The sequence below is a fragment of the Herbaspirillum sp. alder98 genome (genome assembly GCF_020179755.1).
In the GTDB taxonomy this organism is placed as follows: domain Bacteria; phylum Pseudomonadota; class Gammaproteobacteria; order Burkholderiales; family Burkholderiaceae_D; genus Herbaspirillum.
The window spans coordinates 1042679-1059624 of the sequence record NZ_JAIUCY010000001.1 but is presented as its reverse complement, the minus strand read 5'-3'; the positions used below and the strand labels follow the sequence as shown (position 1 = coordinate 1059624).

Annotated in this window: 16 protein-coding genes, 1 tRNA gene, 1 other RNA gene and 1 riboswitch; of the genes, 2 read left to right on the top strand and 16 right to left on the bottom strand. The window is 61.8% G+C overall.

All coding sequences use genetic code 11. The annotated features are described in order from the left end of the window. Positions 1-4: 4 nt before the first annotated feature. The 10 genes from LBW87_RS04840 to LBW87_RS04795 all read right to left on the bottom strand — a co-directional run bounded on the left by LBW87_RS04840 (position 5) and on the right by LBW87_RS04795 (position 8292). Positions 5-1597, bottom strand: a complete 1593-nt coding sequence (locus LBW87_RS04840; RefSeq protein WP_225200285.1) for a methyl-accepting chemotaxis protein — start codon at positions 1595-1597, stop codon at positions 5-7. Between the two features lie 308 nt (positions 1598-1905). Next, positions 1906-1981, bottom strand: a tRNA-Lys gene (locus LBW87_RS04835). Between the two features lie 82 nt (positions 1982-2063). Further along, on the bottom strand, positions 2064-2819 hold the full coding sequence (ybgF, locus tag LBW87_RS04830; RefSeq protein WP_225200284.1) for a tol-pal system protein YbgF: 756 nt from the start codon (positions 2817-2819) through the stop codon (positions 2064-2066). A gap of 5 nt (positions 2820-2824) precedes the next feature. Next, positions 2825-3346 (bottom strand): peptidoglycan-associated lipoprotein Pal, encoded by a 522-nt coding sequence (gene pal / locus LBW87_RS04825; protein WP_225200283.1) that lies wholly within the window; start codon positions 3344-3346, stop codon positions 2825-2827. Between the two features lie 48 nt (positions 3347-3394). Then, positions 3395-4672, bottom strand: a complete 1278-nt coding sequence (gene tolB / locus LBW87_RS04820) for a Tol-Pal system beta propeller repeat protein TolB (protein ID WP_225200282.1) — start codon at positions 4670-4672, stop codon at positions 3395-3397. A 3-nt stretch (positions 4673-4675) separates the two neighbouring features. Beyond that, positions 4676-5650 (bottom strand): cell envelope integrity protein TolA, encoded by a 975-nt coding sequence (gene tolA / locus LBW87_RS04815; RefSeq protein WP_225200281.1) that lies wholly within the window; start codon positions 5648-5650, stop codon positions 4676-4678. A 2-nt stretch (positions 5651-5652) separates the two neighbouring features. Continuing rightward, positions 5653-6087, bottom strand: a complete 435-nt coding sequence (locus LBW87_RS04810) for a biopolymer transporter ExbD (protein ID WP_225200280.1) — start codon at positions 6085-6087, stop codon at positions 5653-5655. 3 nt (positions 6088-6090) lie between these two features. Next, positions 6091-6795, bottom strand: a complete 705-nt coding sequence (gene tolQ, locus LBW87_RS04805; RefSeq protein ID WP_008116469.1) for a protein TolQ — start codon at positions 6793-6795, stop codon at positions 6091-6093. A 122-nt stretch (positions 6796-6917) separates the two neighbouring features. Then, positions 6918-7367, bottom strand: coding sequence for a tol-pal system-associated acyl-CoA thioesterase (gene ybgC, locus LBW87_RS04800; protein WP_225200279.1), 450 nt, complete (start codon positions 7365-7367; stop codon positions 6918-6920). A 172-nt stretch (positions 7368-7539) separates the two neighbouring features. Further along, positions 7540-8292: an SDR family oxidoreductase gene (locus LBW87_RS04795; RefSeq protein WP_225200278.1), complete on the bottom strand. Its 753-nt coding sequence runs from the start codon at positions 8290-8292 to the stop codon at positions 7540-7542. 157 nt (positions 8293-8449) lie between these two features. Further along, positions 8450-8551, top strand: a riboswitch (ZMP/ZTP riboswitch). Between the two features lie 134 nt (positions 8552-8685). On the opposite strand from LBW87_RS04795, the gene glyA reads away from it, so the two are divergent. After that, positions 8686-9930 carry a serine hydroxymethyltransferase gene (gene glyA, locus LBW87_RS04790; protein WP_225200277.1) on the top strand — a complete coding sequence of 415 codons (1245 nt, stop codon included), beginning with the start codon at positions 8686-8688 and terminating at the stop codon, positions 9928-9930. Positions 9931-10041: 111 nt separating this feature from the next. Beyond that, positions 10042-10518 carry a transcriptional regulator NrdR gene (gene nrdR / locus LBW87_RS04785; RefSeq protein ID WP_225200276.1) on the top strand — a complete coding sequence of 159 codons (477 nt, stop codon included), beginning with the start codon at positions 10042-10044 and terminating at the stop codon, positions 10516-10518. A gap of 87 nt (positions 10519-10605) precedes the next feature. Here the strand turns inward: nrdR and ssrS are convergent. The 6 genes from ssrS to LBW87_RS04755 all read right to left on the bottom strand — a co-directional run bounded on the left by ssrS (position 10606) and on the right by LBW87_RS04755 (position 16815). Next, a non-coding RNA gene (gene ssrS, locus LBW87_RS04780) (6S RNA) lies at positions 10606-10783 on the bottom strand. Between the two features lie 212 nt (positions 10784-10995). Next, positions 10996-11310: a cell division protein ZapA gene (locus LBW87_RS04775; RefSeq protein WP_225200275.1), complete on the bottom strand. Its 315-nt coding sequence runs from the start codon at positions 11308-11310 to the stop codon at positions 10996-10998. Further along, positions 11307-11525, bottom strand: a complete 219-nt coding sequence (locus LBW87_RS04770; protein ID WP_413927610.1) for a DUF904 domain-containing protein — start codon at positions 11523-11525, stop codon at positions 11307-11309. The genes LBW87_RS04775 and LBW87_RS04770 overlap by 4 nt, the downstream gene beginning before the upstream one ends. A 162-nt stretch (positions 11526-11687) precedes the next feature. Then, complete coding sequence (locus LBW87_RS04765; protein WP_225200273.1) at positions 11688-12398, bottom strand: tRNA-uridine aminocarboxypropyltransferase; 711 nt, start codon at positions 12396-12398, stop codon at positions 11688-11690. 328 nt (positions 12399-12726) lie between these two features. Then, complete coding sequence (recG, locus tag LBW87_RS04760) at positions 12727-14832, bottom strand: ATP-dependent DNA helicase RecG (protein ID WP_225200272.1); 2106 nt, start codon at positions 14830-14832, stop codon at positions 12727-12729. Between the two features lie 120 nt (positions 14833-14952). Continuing rightward, positions 14953-16815, bottom strand: a complete 1863-nt coding sequence (locus LBW87_RS04755; RefSeq protein WP_225200271.1) for a DUF4153 domain-containing protein — start codon at positions 16813-16815, stop codon at positions 14953-14955. Positions 16816-16946 lie beyond the last annotated feature (131 nt).

Below are 16946 nucleotides of genomic sequence, written 5' to 3'. Positions count from 1 at the left end.
GTTATCAGCGCGCATGGGCCAGTGCCGGCGGTAGCACCGCAAGGGGCGCATTGTGGTCCATCTTGAACACCGATACCAGCCGTGCCAATTGCGCCGCCTGATCCTGTAGCGACTGTGCGGCGGCGGCGGCCTGTTCCACCAGGGCAGCATTCTGCTGGGTGACCTGGTCCATCTGCGTGATGGCCAGGTTGACCTGCTCGATGCCCGAGCTCTGTTCCCGCCCGGCAGTGCTGATCTCGTTGACCACGCTACTGACCCGCTGCACGCTCTGCACCACTTCCTCGATGGTGGCGACGGCCTGCTCCACCAGCTTGTTGCCATCGCTTACGCGTTGCACCGAACCACCGATCAATTCCTTGATCTCGCGAGCGGCAGTGGCTGAACGCTGGGCCAGCGAGCGCACTTCCGACGCCACCACGGCGAAACCACGACCTTGCTCTCCCGCGCGTGCGGCTTCCACGGCGGCATTGAGCGCCAGGATATTGGTCTGGAAGGCAATGCCATCGATCACGCCGATGATGTCGCCGATCTTCCGGGACGATTCATTGATGGCGCCCATGGTCTCGACCACCTGGCCGACCACGGCGCCGCCACGGCGTGCCACGGTCGTGGCCGATTCGGCCAACGTGTCTGCCTGCTTCGAATTGTCGGCATTCTGCCTGACGGTGGCGGTCAGTTCTTCCATCGAAGAGGCGGTTTCCTCGAGCGAGGCCGCCTGTTGTTCGGTGCGCGACGACAGATCGAGGTTGCCGGTGGCAATCTCTCGACTGGCGATGGCGATCGTATCGGTTGCGCTCCGCACCTGGCCGACGATGTCGAGCAGGTTGTCGTTCATCTTCTTGAGCGCGCGCAGCAGCTTGCTGGTCTCGTCGCGACCGCGGCCGTCGATGGTAGACGTCAGGTCGCCGTCTGCCACCAGCTCGGCCACCCGCACTGCGCGGTCCAGGGGGTCGGTAATGCTGCGGGTAATGGTCCAGGCGATCAGGGTGGCGACCAGCAGGCCGAGCGCGGTCAGGCCGAGCATCAGGTTGCGCGCATGCGCATAGTTGTCCTGCACTTCGTCGCCGGCGGCCTTCATGATCTCTTGCTGTTGCTTGATCAGCGCCTCGGCCGCATTCATGGAGGCGCTTTGCACCGGCCTTACTTCGCCGATGAGTACGTCGATGGCGCCTTCCTTGACGCCTTGCTCGACCATCGTCAATACCTTCTGGCGCTTGTCGACGTAGGCCGCCAGTGCCTGCTGCAGGCGCGTCAGCAACACCCGGCTCTCGGCATCGGTGAGCATCCGGTCCAACTGGGCGAGATCTTCCCCGGTGGCACGGTCGGCGCCGGTGATGCGGTCCGCTTCGCTCTGGATCTGCTTGGCATCCTTGAGCAGCAGGATATTGCGTACCGAACGCGCGACCAGATTGAGCTGGTCGACGATGTCGCCGGCCACTACGGTCTTGGGATACTGATCATGGATGACTGCGCTCATCTGCCGGTTCAGCTGCGCCAGCCGGGTGATGCCAGAGGCCGCCATCACCACGATCAGCACCATCAGCAAGCCGAAGCCCAGCCACAAGCGCACGCGAATTGTTATGTTGGAAATATGCACGGTCTGCTCCCCCTTCGTGATCCATATCATTGAGAAATGCTGCACGGAAATGCCGGAACGATGCGTTGCGACGAATGCTGTCGCGAGATTCGGGGGGCGGTTTTGAGTTGGTTTAGTGCCGCCGCGCGTCTTCATCATAGTGGAGAAGACGCGCCAGCGCCATCTGGATGAAATGCTGCGTTGCTGTGGGATGTGCGGCGTCGGAATGCGGCCGCCAGGATACGGCAAACCCGTGGAACGAGATGGGCGAAGAAAAAAGAAAAGCCCGCACGAGGCGGGCTTTTCTTTTGCAGCTACTGCTGAATTTCTGGTAGGCCGTGCGGGACTTGAACCTGCGACCAACGGATTAAAAGTCCGCTGCTCTACCAACTGAGCTAACGACCCGAAAGACCGATATTATAGTCAGACTCGATTGCGTCTGTCAAATTGCAATGCATAACACTATGCAAAAAACTTCGGGACTAAATCACTTCAACGAAGCAATGCGGTCCTTGGCGGTTTGCGCCGCTGGCGTGCCGGGGTATTTGGCGATCAACTGCTCCAGCGTCTTCTTGGCTGCGGCCTTGTCCTTCAGTTCGGCTTGCGAGCTGGCGATGTTCAGCAGCGCGTCGGCGACCTTCGGATTGTCGGGGTAACTTTTTACCACGTTCTGCTGGGCCGCAATGGCGCCCTTGTAGTCGCGCTGGGCGTACAGCGAATTGCCCTGCCAGTACTGCGCCGAAGCGGCATAAGCCGATTGCGGGTAACGCTTGATGAAGTCGCCGAAGGCATTGCCGGCACCCTTGTAGTCGCCACCCTTGAACTGCGACAGCGCCGCGTCATAGGCTTGCTGTTCAGGAATGCCGACGGCTGCCGACTGGCCATCGACCGTGACCTGCTGCGGCTCGAGCTTGCGCAGACGGGCGTCGAGGTCGACGTAGAAATCCTTTTGACGCTGTTGGGCGTTGGTGATCTCATTGGTCAGCACTTCGATCTGGCCTCGCAATGCCGAAATCTGCGACTGCAGATTGTCGTTGCGGTCCGAGAGTGTCAGTGCGCTGTTCTTGTCGGACTTGTTGGCAACGTCGCGCTGCAACGCCTCGATCTTGGAACGGATGTCCATGATCGCCTTGCGCGCTTCTTCGTCGTCAAACAGGCCCGCATGGGCGGTGAGCGGTAAATAGGCTGTGGCGGCCAGGAAGGCCGCCACAGCTACCGTTTTCAATCTGAAAGCGGTACCCATGTCGATCACTGATAAGCGATGTCTGCGCGACGGTTTTCGCCGTACGAAGTCTCATCCTGACCCAGTGCCTTCGGCTTTTCCTTGCCGAACGAAACTGCTTCGACCTGTGCGTCCGACACGCCCAGCAGGACCAGTGCCTTGCGCACGGCTTCTGCACGCTTCTGACCCAGGGCCAGGTTGTATTCGGCGCCACCGCGATCATCGGTGTTGCCTTGCACGATTACCTTGCGGCCCTTGTTGGCGACCAGGTACTTGGCGTGGTTTTCAACCACGGTGCGGTACTCGTCCTTGATGCTGTAGCTGTCGTAGTCGAAGTACACGCTACGCTTTGCCAGAACGCCTTGCGGGTCGTTCAGCGGGTCGGTCGAACCGGCGTTGACGGTGCCAACGGCACGGGTGTCGGCGCCAGTGCCGGCGCCAGCGCGGTTTTCAACCGGTGCGTTCTTGTCGTCCAGTTTGGTGGACGAGCAGGCGGCCAGCAGAACAGCGCTGGAGACGATGAGTGCGAAGGTGCTGATAGTGCGCATTTTGGATTACTCCTGTCGTGATGAATGTCGTAATGACTGTTAGAAAGTTTATTTCATGAACGGACCCCAGGTCGGTTCCCTGATATCACCGACCTGCGTCGTGAGACGCTGCTTGAAACGGCCATCTACAGAAACGATGGCCAGGGATCCGCGACGACCAGATTCCGTCGCGTACATGATGTATTTGCCGTTCGGGGCAAAACTGGGTGACTGGTCGCGATCGGTGTCGGACAGGCGTTGCTCCTGGCCGTTGGTCAAGTCCAGCGCATACAGCTGGAAGCGACCATCGCGACGTGCAATGAATGCCAGCGTCTTGCCGTCAGGCGAGACGCGGGGGCTGATGTTGTAGCTGCCGTTGAAGGTGACGCGCTGGGCGTTGCCACCGTCGACGCTGACCTTGTAGATCTGCGGGCCGCCGCTGCGGTCGCTGGTAAAGAAGACGCTGCCGCCGTCGGCCGAGAAACGCGGCTCGGTGTCGATGCCGGCGGTGTTGGTCAGGCGACGCAGGCCGGTGCCGTCGGCATTGATGATGTAGACCTGGGTGTAGCCGTCACGGGTCAGCGCCACGGCCAGGCGGGTGCCATCGGGCGACCACGACGGGGCCGAGTTGCTGCCCTTGAAGTTGGCCACGATGGAGCGCTGGCGCGTCACCAGGTTCTGGATGTAGACCACCGGTTTCTTCATCTCGAACGAGACGTAGGCGACCTTGGTGCCATCGGGCGACCACGAAGGCGAGATGATCGGCTCGTTGGAGCGCAGTGCCACCTGGCTGCCTTCGCCATCGGCATCGGCCACTTCGAGGCGGTATTCGCTGCCGGACTTGGTGACGTAGGCGATGCGGGTCGAGAAGATGCCCGGGATGCCGGTCAGCTTCTGGTAGATGTCATCGGCGATCTTGTGCGCGGTCAGGCGCATCAGTTGCGGCTGGCTGCCGAACGACAGCGCCGACAGCTGGCTCGACTGTACCGTGTCGAACAGGCGATAGCGCACATCGAAGCGGCCATCGGCCAGGGTCTGGACGCTGCCCACGGCCAGCGCATTGGCGCCGCGCTTTTGCCAGTCGCCATAGTTGATGGTCGACGAGTCCGACAGGGCATCGCTGTTGTCGATCAGCTTGAAGATGCCGCTGCGGGCCAGGTCGGCCTTGACGATGGAGGTAATCTTTTGCTGCGCCGATTCTTCGCCGGGGAAGGCGGCGATGGCGATCGGGATCTGGGTGGCACCCACGCCGGTGATCTCGAAGCGCAACTGGGCTTGCGAAGCAGGTGCAAAAGCCAGCCCGACGGCGGTTATTGCAATGCTGGTCAGGTAACGGACATTTCTCATCGTTTACTGATCTTTCGGTTTATGAGTGAAGGAGAAGCTGGACGGTACCTTGCCATCCTTGTCGGCCGGGTAGGGCTGCGACTTCATGATGGCCTGGCGTACTGCATCGTCAAAGCCCGGCACGCCTGACTGCTTGGTGTTGCGCACAGTGCGTACGGTGCCGTCCGGGAATAGTTCGACAGTGTACTCCACGGCGGGGTTTCCGCTCAGGTCGCCCGGCACGTCAAATACCGTGTTGGAGCGGATCTTGGCGCGCAATTTGTTAGCGTAATCCGGGTTGCCCTTGGGACCCTGCGATTTCTCGGCCGTGCCGGTGCCGCCGGTGCTGCTGGTGGCCTGGCCCATCATGCGCTTCAAGTCTTCCTGGCGGCGTGCTTCCGCAGCCTTGGCGTCGGCCGCCTGCTTTTTCTTTTCAACAGCCTGCTTCTCGGCGTCGGCCTTCTTCTTGGCCTCGTCCTCTTTCTGCTTTTCTTCCTTGGCTTTCTTCAGCTTGTCTGCTTCGAGCTTTTCTTTTTTCTCGCGTTCCGCTTTTTCTTTCTCGGCGCGTTCCTTTTCAGACTTTTCCTTCTCGGCCTGTTCTTTCTTCTCGCGTTCCTTCTGCGCCTTCAGCTGCTCGGCCTTCTTTTCGAGCTCTTCCTTGCGCTTCTTCTCTTTCTCGAGGGCGATGTCGGGCTTCTCGACCTTGGGCTCGTCCACCACCTTGGGGGGCACGGGCTTGGGTTCGGGCTCAGGTTCTGGCGCCGGCTTGGGCGGCTCGACCACCGGTTGCGGTTCTGGCTGCGGCGGCGTGGGCAGGGGCGCGGCTTCCTTGGGCACCGGGTCCCAGATTTCGGCTTCGACCGTCAGCGGCACTTCGTTCTGCCAGCGGATGCCGATCCAGAAGAACAGAAACAGCGCGACGTGCATCACCAGCGCCAGCGTGATGGCGCGCCAGCGGCCCGGGGCCTTGGGGATGTTGTACGGGGCGTTCTCGCTCATGGTTACTTGGTGGCCAGGCCGACCCTTACGATCCCTTGCTTCTTGGCTTCCGAAATCACTTGCACCACTTCGTCGTACTTGATTTCCTTGTCGGCCGAGATCATCACGGCCAGATCAGGATTGTCGGCATGCAATGCCTGCAAGCGCTCGGCCAGGTCGACCTTGCCGGTGACGGTTTCGGCCTTCTTGCCGCCGCTCTTGGGGCCATTGATGCGGATCGTGGCCTGGGTGTTGGGCTTGAGCGCGATCTCGATATAGTCGGCCGGCGGCTGGGTCGACTTGCCGGCCGTGGGCAGGTTGATCACGCTGGGATTGGTGACAGGGGCGGCGACCATGAAGATGATCAGCAGCACCAGCATCACGTCGATGTAGGGCACGACGTTGATCTCGGACTTGAACTTGCGGGGACGCCCCCCGCGCATCGATGAGCCGGCCATTGTTTAGCGCGCCTGACGTTGCAAGATGTTAGAGAATTCTTCGATAAAGCTTTCGAAGCGAATCGCCAGGCGATCGATATCGTGCGAGTAACGGTTGTAGGCAACCACCGCAGGAATCGCCGCGAACAGGCCGATGGCAGTGGCGATCAGCGCCTCTGCAATACCTGGCGCCACTGCCGACAGCGTGGCTTGCTGCACATTGGCCAGGCCGCGGAAGGCATTCATGATGCCCCAGACCGTGCCGAACAGGCCGACGTAGGGCGAGACCGAACCGACCGACGCCAGAAAGGCCAGGTGCGATTCGAGCGCGTCCATCTCGCGCTGGTAGGCCGCGCGCATGGCGCGGCGGGCGCCGTCCAGCAGCAGGGTCGATTCGACCGCGCCGCCACGGGCGGCAACCGATGCCTTGGCCTTGTTGAATTCACCCATGCCGGCCTGGAAGATGCGTTCCAGTGCGCCGCCGCCGGCGCCGGCCTTGCGGCGATTCGACAGCGCGTCCTGATAGAGCGCCGCCAGGTTGCCGCCCGACCAGAATACCCGTTCGAATTCTTCGGTCTGCACGCGCGCGCTGCGAATGGCAAACATCTTGCGGAAGATGTAGGTCCAGCTGATGATCGAGGCTGACAACAGCAGCAGCATGACCAGTTGCACCAGGATGGACGCGTTGGCGACCAAGGAAATGAAGGACAAGTCTTGAGTGACGTTCATGTGAAGGGCTGCAGCCTGCAAGTCAAAGGAAAGGTGGTTTTAAAGCAATTCAGTCGGTTTCGCCATTGGCGCATGTCAAGAACGTGTTGCCGTGCGGTGGCCAGCGTCATCCACGTGGGACATCATGATTGCGCCTTGATCGATGCCAGCAACTGATCGGGAATCGCCTGCGGGCGGAACGTCGCGGCGTCGATACAGACCACGGTGATGCGGCTGCGGGCCAGCAGCAACGGCTCCTGATGCCCGCCGGCGCCATCCCCCGACGGCTGGCGCCACGCCTCCTGAACGAACTCGATGGAGGCATTCCGGAGCTTTTCGACCGCGACGGTGAGCTTGAGTTCATCATCAAGCCGGGCCGGGGCGATGTAATCCACTGCGGTATTCTTGACCACGAACAGCGCGCCCAGTTCGGCCGCCAGTTCGTGCTGCCCGAACCCGAAGGAGCGCAGCCACTCGGTACGGGCGCGCTCGAAGAACTTCAGGTAGTTGGCGTAGAACACGACGCCGCCAGCGTCGGTATCTTCGTAATAGACTCGAATCTTCCAGTCGAAAAGACTGCGGACAGCACTCATATGCTTGTTGTTATTGGAGATCGGAGAAGAGCAGCTGCACGGAAGATTGCCGTAAAGGAAATATTGCAAGATTGCCTAGGTGCCGCGTGAGCAGCGTGTTCGCCAGTGGCCAGGCCAGTTGCGGCGAAAACGCCATTCTACTCCAATCTCCAGCTTATTTAATCACTGTTAATCACTGTGTGCGCTTGATGTTGAACGGGCTGAAACCCTGGCAGGTCGGCATCAACTCCATATAGTTGATGTTGACGTGGGCCGGCATGGTCGCCACCCAGAAAGCGGCTTCGGCGATGTCGTCGGCGGTCAGCGGGGTGGTGCCTTCGTAGACCTTGGAGGCGGCCGAATCGTCGCCCTTGAAGCGCACATTGGAGAATTCGGTGCCGCCGCACAGGCCAGGCGCCAGGTTGGTGGCGCGCACGCCGGTGCCTACCAGGTCGGCGCGCAGGTTCAGGGTGAACTGGTCGACGAAGGCCTTGGTGGCGCCATAGACGTTGCCGCCCGGATACGGATAGGCGCCTGCCACCGAGCCCAGGTTGATGATGGTGCCGGTGCCGCGCGCGACCATGGCCGGCAACAGGGCGTGGGTCACGGTGACCAGGCCCTTGACGTTGGTGTCGATCATGGTTTCCCAGTCGGACAGCGCCACTTCATGGGCCGGGCCCAGGCCCAGCGCCAGACCGGCGTTGTTGATCAGCACGTCGACCTGTTGCCACTGGCCGGACAGGCTGCCCAGGCCGGATTCGATGGATTTCTTGTCGGTCACGTCCAGCACCAGCGGCAACACGCGCTCGGCGCCCAGTTCGGCCACCAGGTCATCGAGCCGTTCCTTGCGGCGGCCGGCGGCGATCACCAAATGGCCGTTGGCGACAAACTTGCGGGCCATGGCGGCGCCGAATCCTGCGGTTGCTCCGGTAATCAAGACGACCATCTGTAATTCTCCTTAGTTGCAAGCTGATACGCCGGCGGCGCTGGCGAAAGACGAAATTGTAGCCGAAAGCGCCCTCTGGCGCGGTCGTTCGCTTTGTTGCGGCCTGCTGCGAGAATCTTGCCCAAATCGCTCCGTTTTAATACAATGCGTTCACCATTTCGTCTCACGTGACTGGCGAAAGACCGGATCAGTCCGGCCAAGATGGGTATCCATCGGGAAGCGTGAGATTTTTCATCAGCCGTGCGCCTGGGTAGCCGAATGGATAGTACGACTGAGGCTGCCCGTAATTTCCCCTATTCCTTGGCCCTCATTCGATTTTGAAAATCGACCGAACGACCGGCGTTGCCGGCGACAGGTTGGTTTTCCGGTCGCACCTCATCAATTGGAGAAACCATGTTTGACAAGAACCTGACCCTGGCCAAGGCCGATCCGGACCTGTGGGCCGCAATCCAGAAGGAAAACACCCGCCAGCAAGAGCATATCGAGCTGATCGCTTCCGAAAACTACACCTCGCCAGCGGTGATGGAAGCGCAGGGTTCGCAATTGACTAACAAGTATGCCGAAGGCTATCCGGGCAAGCGTTACTACGGTGGCTGTGAGTTCGTCGACGTCGCCGAGCAACTGGCGATCGATCGCCTGAAGGCCCTGTTCGGCGCCGAAGCCGCCAACGTGCAGCCTAACTCGGGCTCGCAGGCCAACCAGGGCGTGTTCTTCGCCATGCTCAAGCCCGGCGACACCATCATGGGCATGTCGCTGGCCGAAGGCGGTCACCTGACCCACGGCATGGCGCTGAACATGTCGGGCAAGTGGTTCAACGTGGTGTCGTACGGCCTCAACGAGAAGGAAGAGATCGACTACGAAGCCATGGAAGCCCTGGCCCGTGAAAAGAAGCCCAAGCTGATCATCGCCGGTGCTTCGGCCTATTCGCTGCGCATCGATTTCGAGCGCTTTGCCAAGATCGCCAAGGAAGTGGGCGCCTATTTCATGGTCGACATGGCGCACTACGCCGGCCTGATCGCCGCCGGCGTCTATCCGAACCCGGTGCCGCACGCCGACTTCGTGACCTCGACCACCCACAAGTCGCTGCGCGGTCCGCGCGGTGGCGTGATCCTGATGAAGGCCGAGCACGAGAAGGCCATCAACTCGGCCATCTTCCCGGGTATCCAGGGTGGTCCGTTGATGCACGTCATCGCCGCCAAGGCAGTCGCCTTCAAGGAAGCCGCATCGCCTGAATTCAAGGCTTACCAGCAGCAAGTGGTGAAGAACGCCGACGTGCTGGCCAAGACCCTGATCAAGCGCGGCCTGCGTATCGTCTCCGGCGGCACCGAGTCGCACGTGATGCTGGTCGACCTGCAACCGAAGAACCTGACCGGCAAGGAAGCCGAGGCGATCCTGGGCACGGCCCATATCACCTGCAACAAGAACGGTATTCCCAACGATCCGCAGAAGCCGTTCGTGACCTCGGGTATCCGCCTGGGCAGCCCGGCCATGACTACCCGCGGTTTCAAGGAAGCCGAGGCCGAGAAGGTCGGTAACCTGATCGCCGACGTGCTCGACAATCCGCATGATGCGGCTACCATCGAGCGGGTCAAGGTCGAGGTCAAGAAGCTGACCGACGCTTTCCCGGTCTACGGCTGATTCCTGGCCTGCGTCCAGTAAGCATCAAACGGCAAGTGACGGCGTCCGCTCTGGGCGCCGTCTTCTTATCCGGCGTTTCAGCAACATTCAACGATTGGTCTCATTGCCGCCATGAAGTGCCCTTTCTGTAATCACGAAGATACCCCGGTGCTGGACACCCGCGTGGCCGAAGATGGCAGCTCGATCCGCCGTCGCCGCCGCTGTGACGCCTGCGACAAGCGCTTTACCACCTACGAACGCATCGAATTGACCTTGCCGGTGATCGTCAAGAAGAACGGCAGCCGCACCGAGTTCGATGCGGGCAAGTTGCGCGGCAGCCTGATGCTGGCCTTGCGCAAGCGCCCTGTCTCGGCCGAAGCGCTGGACGCGGCATTGCAGAGCATCCAGGAAAAACTGTTGCAAAGCGGGGCGCGTGAGGTGATGTCGGGGCAGATCGGCGAACTGGTGATGCGTGAGCTGAAGCGGCTCGACAAGATTGCCTATATCCGTTTCGCTTCGGTCTACAAGAGCTTCGAGGATGTAACCGAATTCCAGGACGCGATTGCCGAGGTCGGCAGCGAGCGCAAGGCGCGCAAGCGCGAGGAATGATAGTCGTCGGCCTGGTGGATTGATGCCGTGAAAAATGAACACGGAAAATAAAAAACGGCTGCATCTGCAGCCGTTTTTCATGGGGAATTAAGCCCCGCCTGTGCCGCTGTGCCGGCATCCTGAACCTTACTGGTTCAAGTTGGCTGCAGTAGTTTAATTTCGGGTTCATCGGTCTAGCGACGCTCACGCCCATCAAACGGTCCCACAGCCTATGCTCGTAAATGGTTCAAGGAATATATGGCAATCGCGAACACGGCAGGAGTACAAAGTCTAACTCATTCAGGTCGCCGCACCAAGGCTTAGTTATAAAAAATAATCCCTGATTTGTAACGGGATTTCCTTGTGTCCATGGTGATTTTGGTCATCACAACTTTTCAGGCCGCGCGTCGGCGCGTTTTGCCGCTCTGCCAATGTTGACGCGCAACAAAAAACGGCTGTCCAGGGACAGCCGTCTTGTGTGCTTAGACCAGTCGCCGGTCAGAACAGTTTTTCCTGTGGCGCGAGAGCCTGGTCCAGCACTTCATTGATGTTGGTGATCTGCTGCTTCCATTCGGCCAGCGTCAGGCCGGCAAACGGGCCTTCGCCATGCTGGGTCGAGAGCAGCTCGGCGGCAATGCCGAGCGCGGCCATGACGGCGATGCGGTCGGTGCCCTTGATACGGCCAGCGTCACGGATGACGCGCATCTTCTGGTCGAGATAGCTGACCGCATGATGCAGCGCGGCCTGTTCGCCTTCGCGGCAGGCCAGGGTGTACGACTGGCCCATGATGGTGGCCTGGATCTGGATGGTCATGCGGTCTCCTGTTCTTCGGAGTTGGCGTCAAGCGCGTCGATCTCGGCCACAGGCAATGTCGCCAGGACGCCGGCGACACGATCGTAGGCCTGATCCACGCGCAGGTTCAATTCTGCATTCTGCTCGCTAAGGGATTTCACAGTGCGCCGCAGTTCGGCGTTTTCGTCGCGCAGGCCTTGCGCCAGCCGGGCGAGCTGGCTGACTTTATCTGCCAATTGCTGAAATTCTGAACTCATGTCTATTGGTGGTCGCGGGTGGGATTGAACGTGGATTGCGCGCCATGAAGGCAATCGTCAATTTTCGAGGATGACGCAATTATATGCGCTTTGGCGCGCCGCACGCCAAAGCGGCGCGCGTGGCCGTCGAGGCTGCGGGTGTCATGCGCGCCGTGTCGCCTGCGCATGGATCCGCAAATAGCCCTGCTGCAGGATGAAGCCATCGAAAGCATTGAGCAGCGGATGATATTTTTCGCTGTTGCGCTCCAGTTGCATCAGCGCATAGCCTGCCGCTTCCAGCGTCGAAAGCTGTTCGGGCTTGTGCGCCTTGCGGATGATGTATTGCGACAGCGGCGTGTCGACCAGCGCCAGGCGGGGCAGCGCCTGCAACAGCGGGTTTTCGTACAACATCTTGCGGCTCTTGCGCCAGGTGCCGTCGAGAATCACCAGGCGCAGCCGGTCGACCGGGTGGATTTCGTCGATCAGCATGGTGCGGGCGTCGAAGCGGGAACTGGCCGGGGTGCCTGCGTCTTCCGTGTACAGCAGGATCGGGTGCATCTCGGGTTCGGCGCGATTGCCGTCGCCTTCGGTAAATTCGGCGGGCAGCAGCGTGGGGCCGAACAGCAGTGTCTTGAGTTCGGTCGGTTCGAAGATCTCGCCGACGGCCAGGCGGCTGTGGGGCAGGCTCAGATGCAGCAGGCGGGCGCTGTTCTTGGCATTGTTGGATTCGCCCGGGTGCTGCAGGATCAGTACATCGAAGGCATGATTGATCGGCGAAATCCAGTGGCAGATGCAGGCCGATTGGGCGCGCTGGCAGCGCGGGCACAACGGCCTGCGCGCCGGTTGGAAAGGGTCATGGCTCGACACTAGCATGGAAGGTTCCTCTTTATTTGTACTGCGATTTTTATGTCCATCGGCGCTGGCGGTTATGTCCGGCCTAACGCATCGATGCGGCGTTGCTTTGCAACAATGGCGAGTTCCGCGATGATCTCAATGTTGGGAAAAATTAAAACGAATCTCGCCGATCACGTAGGTTGGCGTGCAAAAACAACGGAGTCAATCGACGTTCCGCGAACATTCCTGCGAATAACACTTGAGTATCCACAGCTCGTTTTTTGCTCAGTGCAGCAGAGGAGGGTGCCGCGCACGATCTGGCGTGCTGGTTGACATTTTGCGCAATGGGAGAGGGCCGGTGAGCGGCCTAGACCTTCAGGTAGTCTTCGCGCCCACCGAGCCAGCGGGTCAGGTGGCGATCGACGATATCGGGTGCGTGATTGAGCAGCGCTTGCGCCGTGTCACGCGCCTTTTCCACCAGCCATTGATCGGTGGCCAGGTCGGCAAAGCGCAGCATGGCTTCGCCCGACTGTCGCGCACCCAGAAACTCGCCTGGCCCGCGGATATCGAGGTCGCGCCGGGCGATCTCGAAGCCGTCGGTGGTCTCGCGCATGGTCGCCAGGCGTTCCTTGGCGGTGCCGCCCAGCGGACCCTGGTAGAGCAGCAGGCATACGCTGGCGGCCGAGCCGCGTCCGACCCGTCCGCGCAACTGGTGCAGTTGCGACAGGCCAAAGCGCTCGGCGTGCTCGATCACCATCAACGAGGCGTTGGGCACGTCCACCCCCACCTCGATGACCGTGGTGGCCACCAGCACATGTACCGCGCCGCGGCTGAAGCCTTCCATCACTACCTGTTTCTCGACCGGTTTCATGCGGCCATGCACCAGGCCGATGGTGAGCCCGGGCAGGGCCGCCGACAGCGTGGCGTGGGTGTCGGTGGCGGTCTGCAGTTGCAGCGCCTCGGATTCTTCGATCAGGGGGCAGACCCAATAGATCTGCTTGCCTTCGAGCGCCGCCGCGTGCACCCGCTCGATGACTTCGTCGCGGCGGACCTGGTCGATCACGCGGGTGACGATGGGCGAACGCCCCGGCGGCAGTTCGTCGATCACCGATACCTCAAGGTCGGCGTAGTAGGTCATGGCCAGCGTGCGCGGTATCGGCGTGGCCGACATCATCAACTGGTGCGGCACCAGGGCATCGGCCTCGGCGCCCGGCACGATGCTCTTGTTGCGCAGCGCCAGGCGCTGCCCGACGCCGAACCGATGCTGTTCGTCTACGATCACCAGCCCCAGGTTCTGGAACTGCACCGTGTCCTGGATCAGGGCATGGGTGCCGACCACCAGGCGCGCCGCCCCCGATTCGATGTGCTGCAGGGCTTCGGTCTTTTCCTTCTTCTTCTGGCTGCCCGAGAGCCATGCCACGCCGATGTCGAGCGGTTCCATCCACGCGGCGATCTTGCGGAAGTGCTGCTCGGCCAGGATTTCGGTCGGCGCCATCAAGACCGCCTGGCAGCCGCTGTCAATGGCCTGGGCCGCCGCCAGTGCCGCCACCACGGTCTTGCCGCTGCCGACGTCGCCCTGCAGCAGGCGCTGCATCGGAAACGATGCGCGCAGGTCGGCGCGGATCTCGTCGAGCACGCGCTCCTGGGCGCCGGTCAGGCGAAACGGCAGCACCGCCGTCAAGGCTTGCGTGACGTGGCCGGTCACCGGCAGGGCGCGCGCGCTCTTGGCGCGGCGTGCCGCCTGGGCGCGCTTGAGCGACAGTTGCTGGGCCAGCAGTTCGTCGAACTTCATGCGCACCCAGGCCGGATGCGAACGCTCCATCAGCGCATGTTCATCGACCTCCGGCGGCGGGTTGTGCAGCAGCCGCACCGATGCCTCGAAGGGTTCCAGTTGCAGGGTTTCCCGCATCGAGGGCGGCAGCGTGTCGCTCCAGTCGAGCCGGCTCAGCGCATTGGCAATGGCACGCCGCAAGAACGCCTGCGACAAGCCTTCGCCGGCCGGATAGACGGGAGTCAGTACATCGGGTAGCGGCGCATCGAGGTTGACCACCTTATAGGAGGGGTGGACCATCTCGGCGCCAAAGAAGCCATGCCGCAGTTCGCCGCGCACCCGCACCCGGGTGCCTTCGGCCAGTTGCTTGGTCTGGCTCCCGTAGAAATTGAGAAAGCGCATCACCAGCTGGCCGCTGTCGTCACCGATGGTGACCACCAGTTGCCGGCGCGGGCGAAACTGCACATCGCACGTCGTCACCACGCCTTCGACCTGGACCGTCTGCAGGCCCCGCAGCGAGGCCTCGGCGATGCTCATCAGCGTGGTTTCGTCTTCGTAGCGCAGCGGCAGGTGCAGCGCCAGGTCCATGTCATTGTGCAGGCCCAGTTTGGCCAGCTTGTTTTCGGGCTTGGCGGCCGCCACCTTGGCGCTGCTTTTCTTGGCCGGCGTTTTGCCGGTAGGCTTTTTTGCGGTGACGGGCATGTGAGGGCGAGATGCCAGGCGCGCCACGGCGCCTGTCGGCAGGTCAACAGAATGGCGTTATTGTACTGTGATTAATTACAGTGTATCGCTACTTTGTTCAGCCGCCGCCTGCGCTGCCCGTCATGGCGTCGGCGATGGACATTCGACAGCTTGATGCCGCGGCTGCACCAAGGGTACCTGGACGCCGCCCACCAGCAGGTCGTGTGGTGGCGGTCGTTGCCACATGAGCATGCCTTTTGCGGCGGCCTGCCGTATCAGCTGGCGACAGGACGGTGCCACATCGAAATGGCCGACCATGCGCCAGCCGTCCTGGTCGCTGAAAAACAGGGACGGCGCGCCGCGTTCGTCGAACAGCAGCACATAGGGATGGGCCTGTTCGGGTAAGTGCACTGTATACAGGTCGCACATGACGCCGCGTTGTCGCAGACAGGCCGGTAACTCGTAGAAGCCCGCCGGCTGTCGTTTTTTCCAGTCGGTGGCGGCGAAGCCGGGGGGCAGCACGCTGCCGCTCGGCTGCGCGCGCAGATTGCCCTTGAGGTCGGCGGCCGCCACGGCGACCGTGTCGGATTCCCATTTGTGGGTCCGCCGCAAGGCCTGTTGCGCAGCTTGTCGCAACCACTGGCCCTGCTCGCCGGGCGACTGCTCCAGGGTACGCAAGGCCTGAACGCCGTAGCGCTCGCTGTCGAAGCGCCAGAAGCGGGCGTCGAAGTCGCCGCTGGCCGTCTTGCCTGCCAGCAAGCGCGGCAACTGGTCGGCCACCGCAATGCGCGCCGGATCGGCCAGCGGCGACAGCACCGCCACGAAGATGGCCAGGATCGCCAGGCTGGCGAACACATTGGTCTGTGCCAGCAGCGTCATCGGCTGATGCCTGCGCACCGCGGCCATCGCATAACCGATGGCATAGAGGGCAGCCACCAGCATGGACAGCGCTGCCGTGATGCGATCGACGGTCCAGCCATACTGCGCCACGCGCAGCCACAGCGCGTAGATGCCCAAGGCCGCCAGCGGCAGCGGCAACAGGCAGGCCAGCCGCAGCAGGGCGTTGACCAGGCGGCGTGATTCGGGCGCCAGCCCATCCTGGTAAAGCACATTGATCAGCACCACCAGCATGGCGCAAGTGCCCAGCAGCACCGCCGACGCATGGCGCGTTTGCCACAGCGGCTCCAGGCCGGTGACGGCCAGACTGCCCAGGAAGCCCACCACGATCACCGTGCACAGCGGCAGCAGCCACGACAATACCGTCAACAGCAGCTTGCGCACGCCGGCGATGATGGCGGGACGGACATCGGTCAGGTGCAGGGCGCTGGCGAAGGCCAGCGCGAAGACAGGAATGTTGAACCAAGGCTTGCCCAGCAACTGCTGCAGGAAGCCGAGCTTGACCAGGTTGAACAAGGCCGCCCCGGTACTCAACACCAGCCATAGCATCAGGTTGAACAACAATGCCAGCGCAATCTGCAGCGCCAGTTTCCAGGCCAGTGCGAAGTAACTCTGGTAGCGCGCGATCACACGGCCATCGGCATTGGCCGCCAGCACCATCGCCTGGCCGATGAACAGGCCCGCGGCGACCAGCAGCAATGCCAGGGCCGATGGTGACAGGTGGGTCTTTTGCTGGTCGCGCCAGGCGCTCAGGGCTTCGGCGTCGAGCAGCGTGCCGAGATCGGAGCGCCAGGCGTCATACAGTCCGATCAACGCGGTCAAGGCGATCAGCAGTGCGGTCCACAACGCCAGCTTGCGCAGCGTGATGTGCGCCAGCCCGGTAATGATCACTGGCGGCACGAACAGGGCCATCATCAGCAACGGGCGAAACACCATCGGCGACTGCGCCGGCCAGCTGCCGGCGGTCCAGCTCTGGTACAGCACGAACAGCACCAGCCCCTGGACCAGTCCGATGACCAGCCGGGCGGCGGTGATGCCGGAACTGGCGGAAGAACGCACGGTGTCACTCGAATCTTGGTCAAACAGGCGCGGGGCGGTATCGGGCATGGGATGGTGGGTGTGGCGAGAAGGTGTGACCAGACAAGGCGCACCGCAAAACCGCAGGCGGCGGGCAGGACAGCGTAAAATAGCAGGTTTGGTCGGCCTTTTACGCCCGTAATGCGTCTAAATGCAGGCCG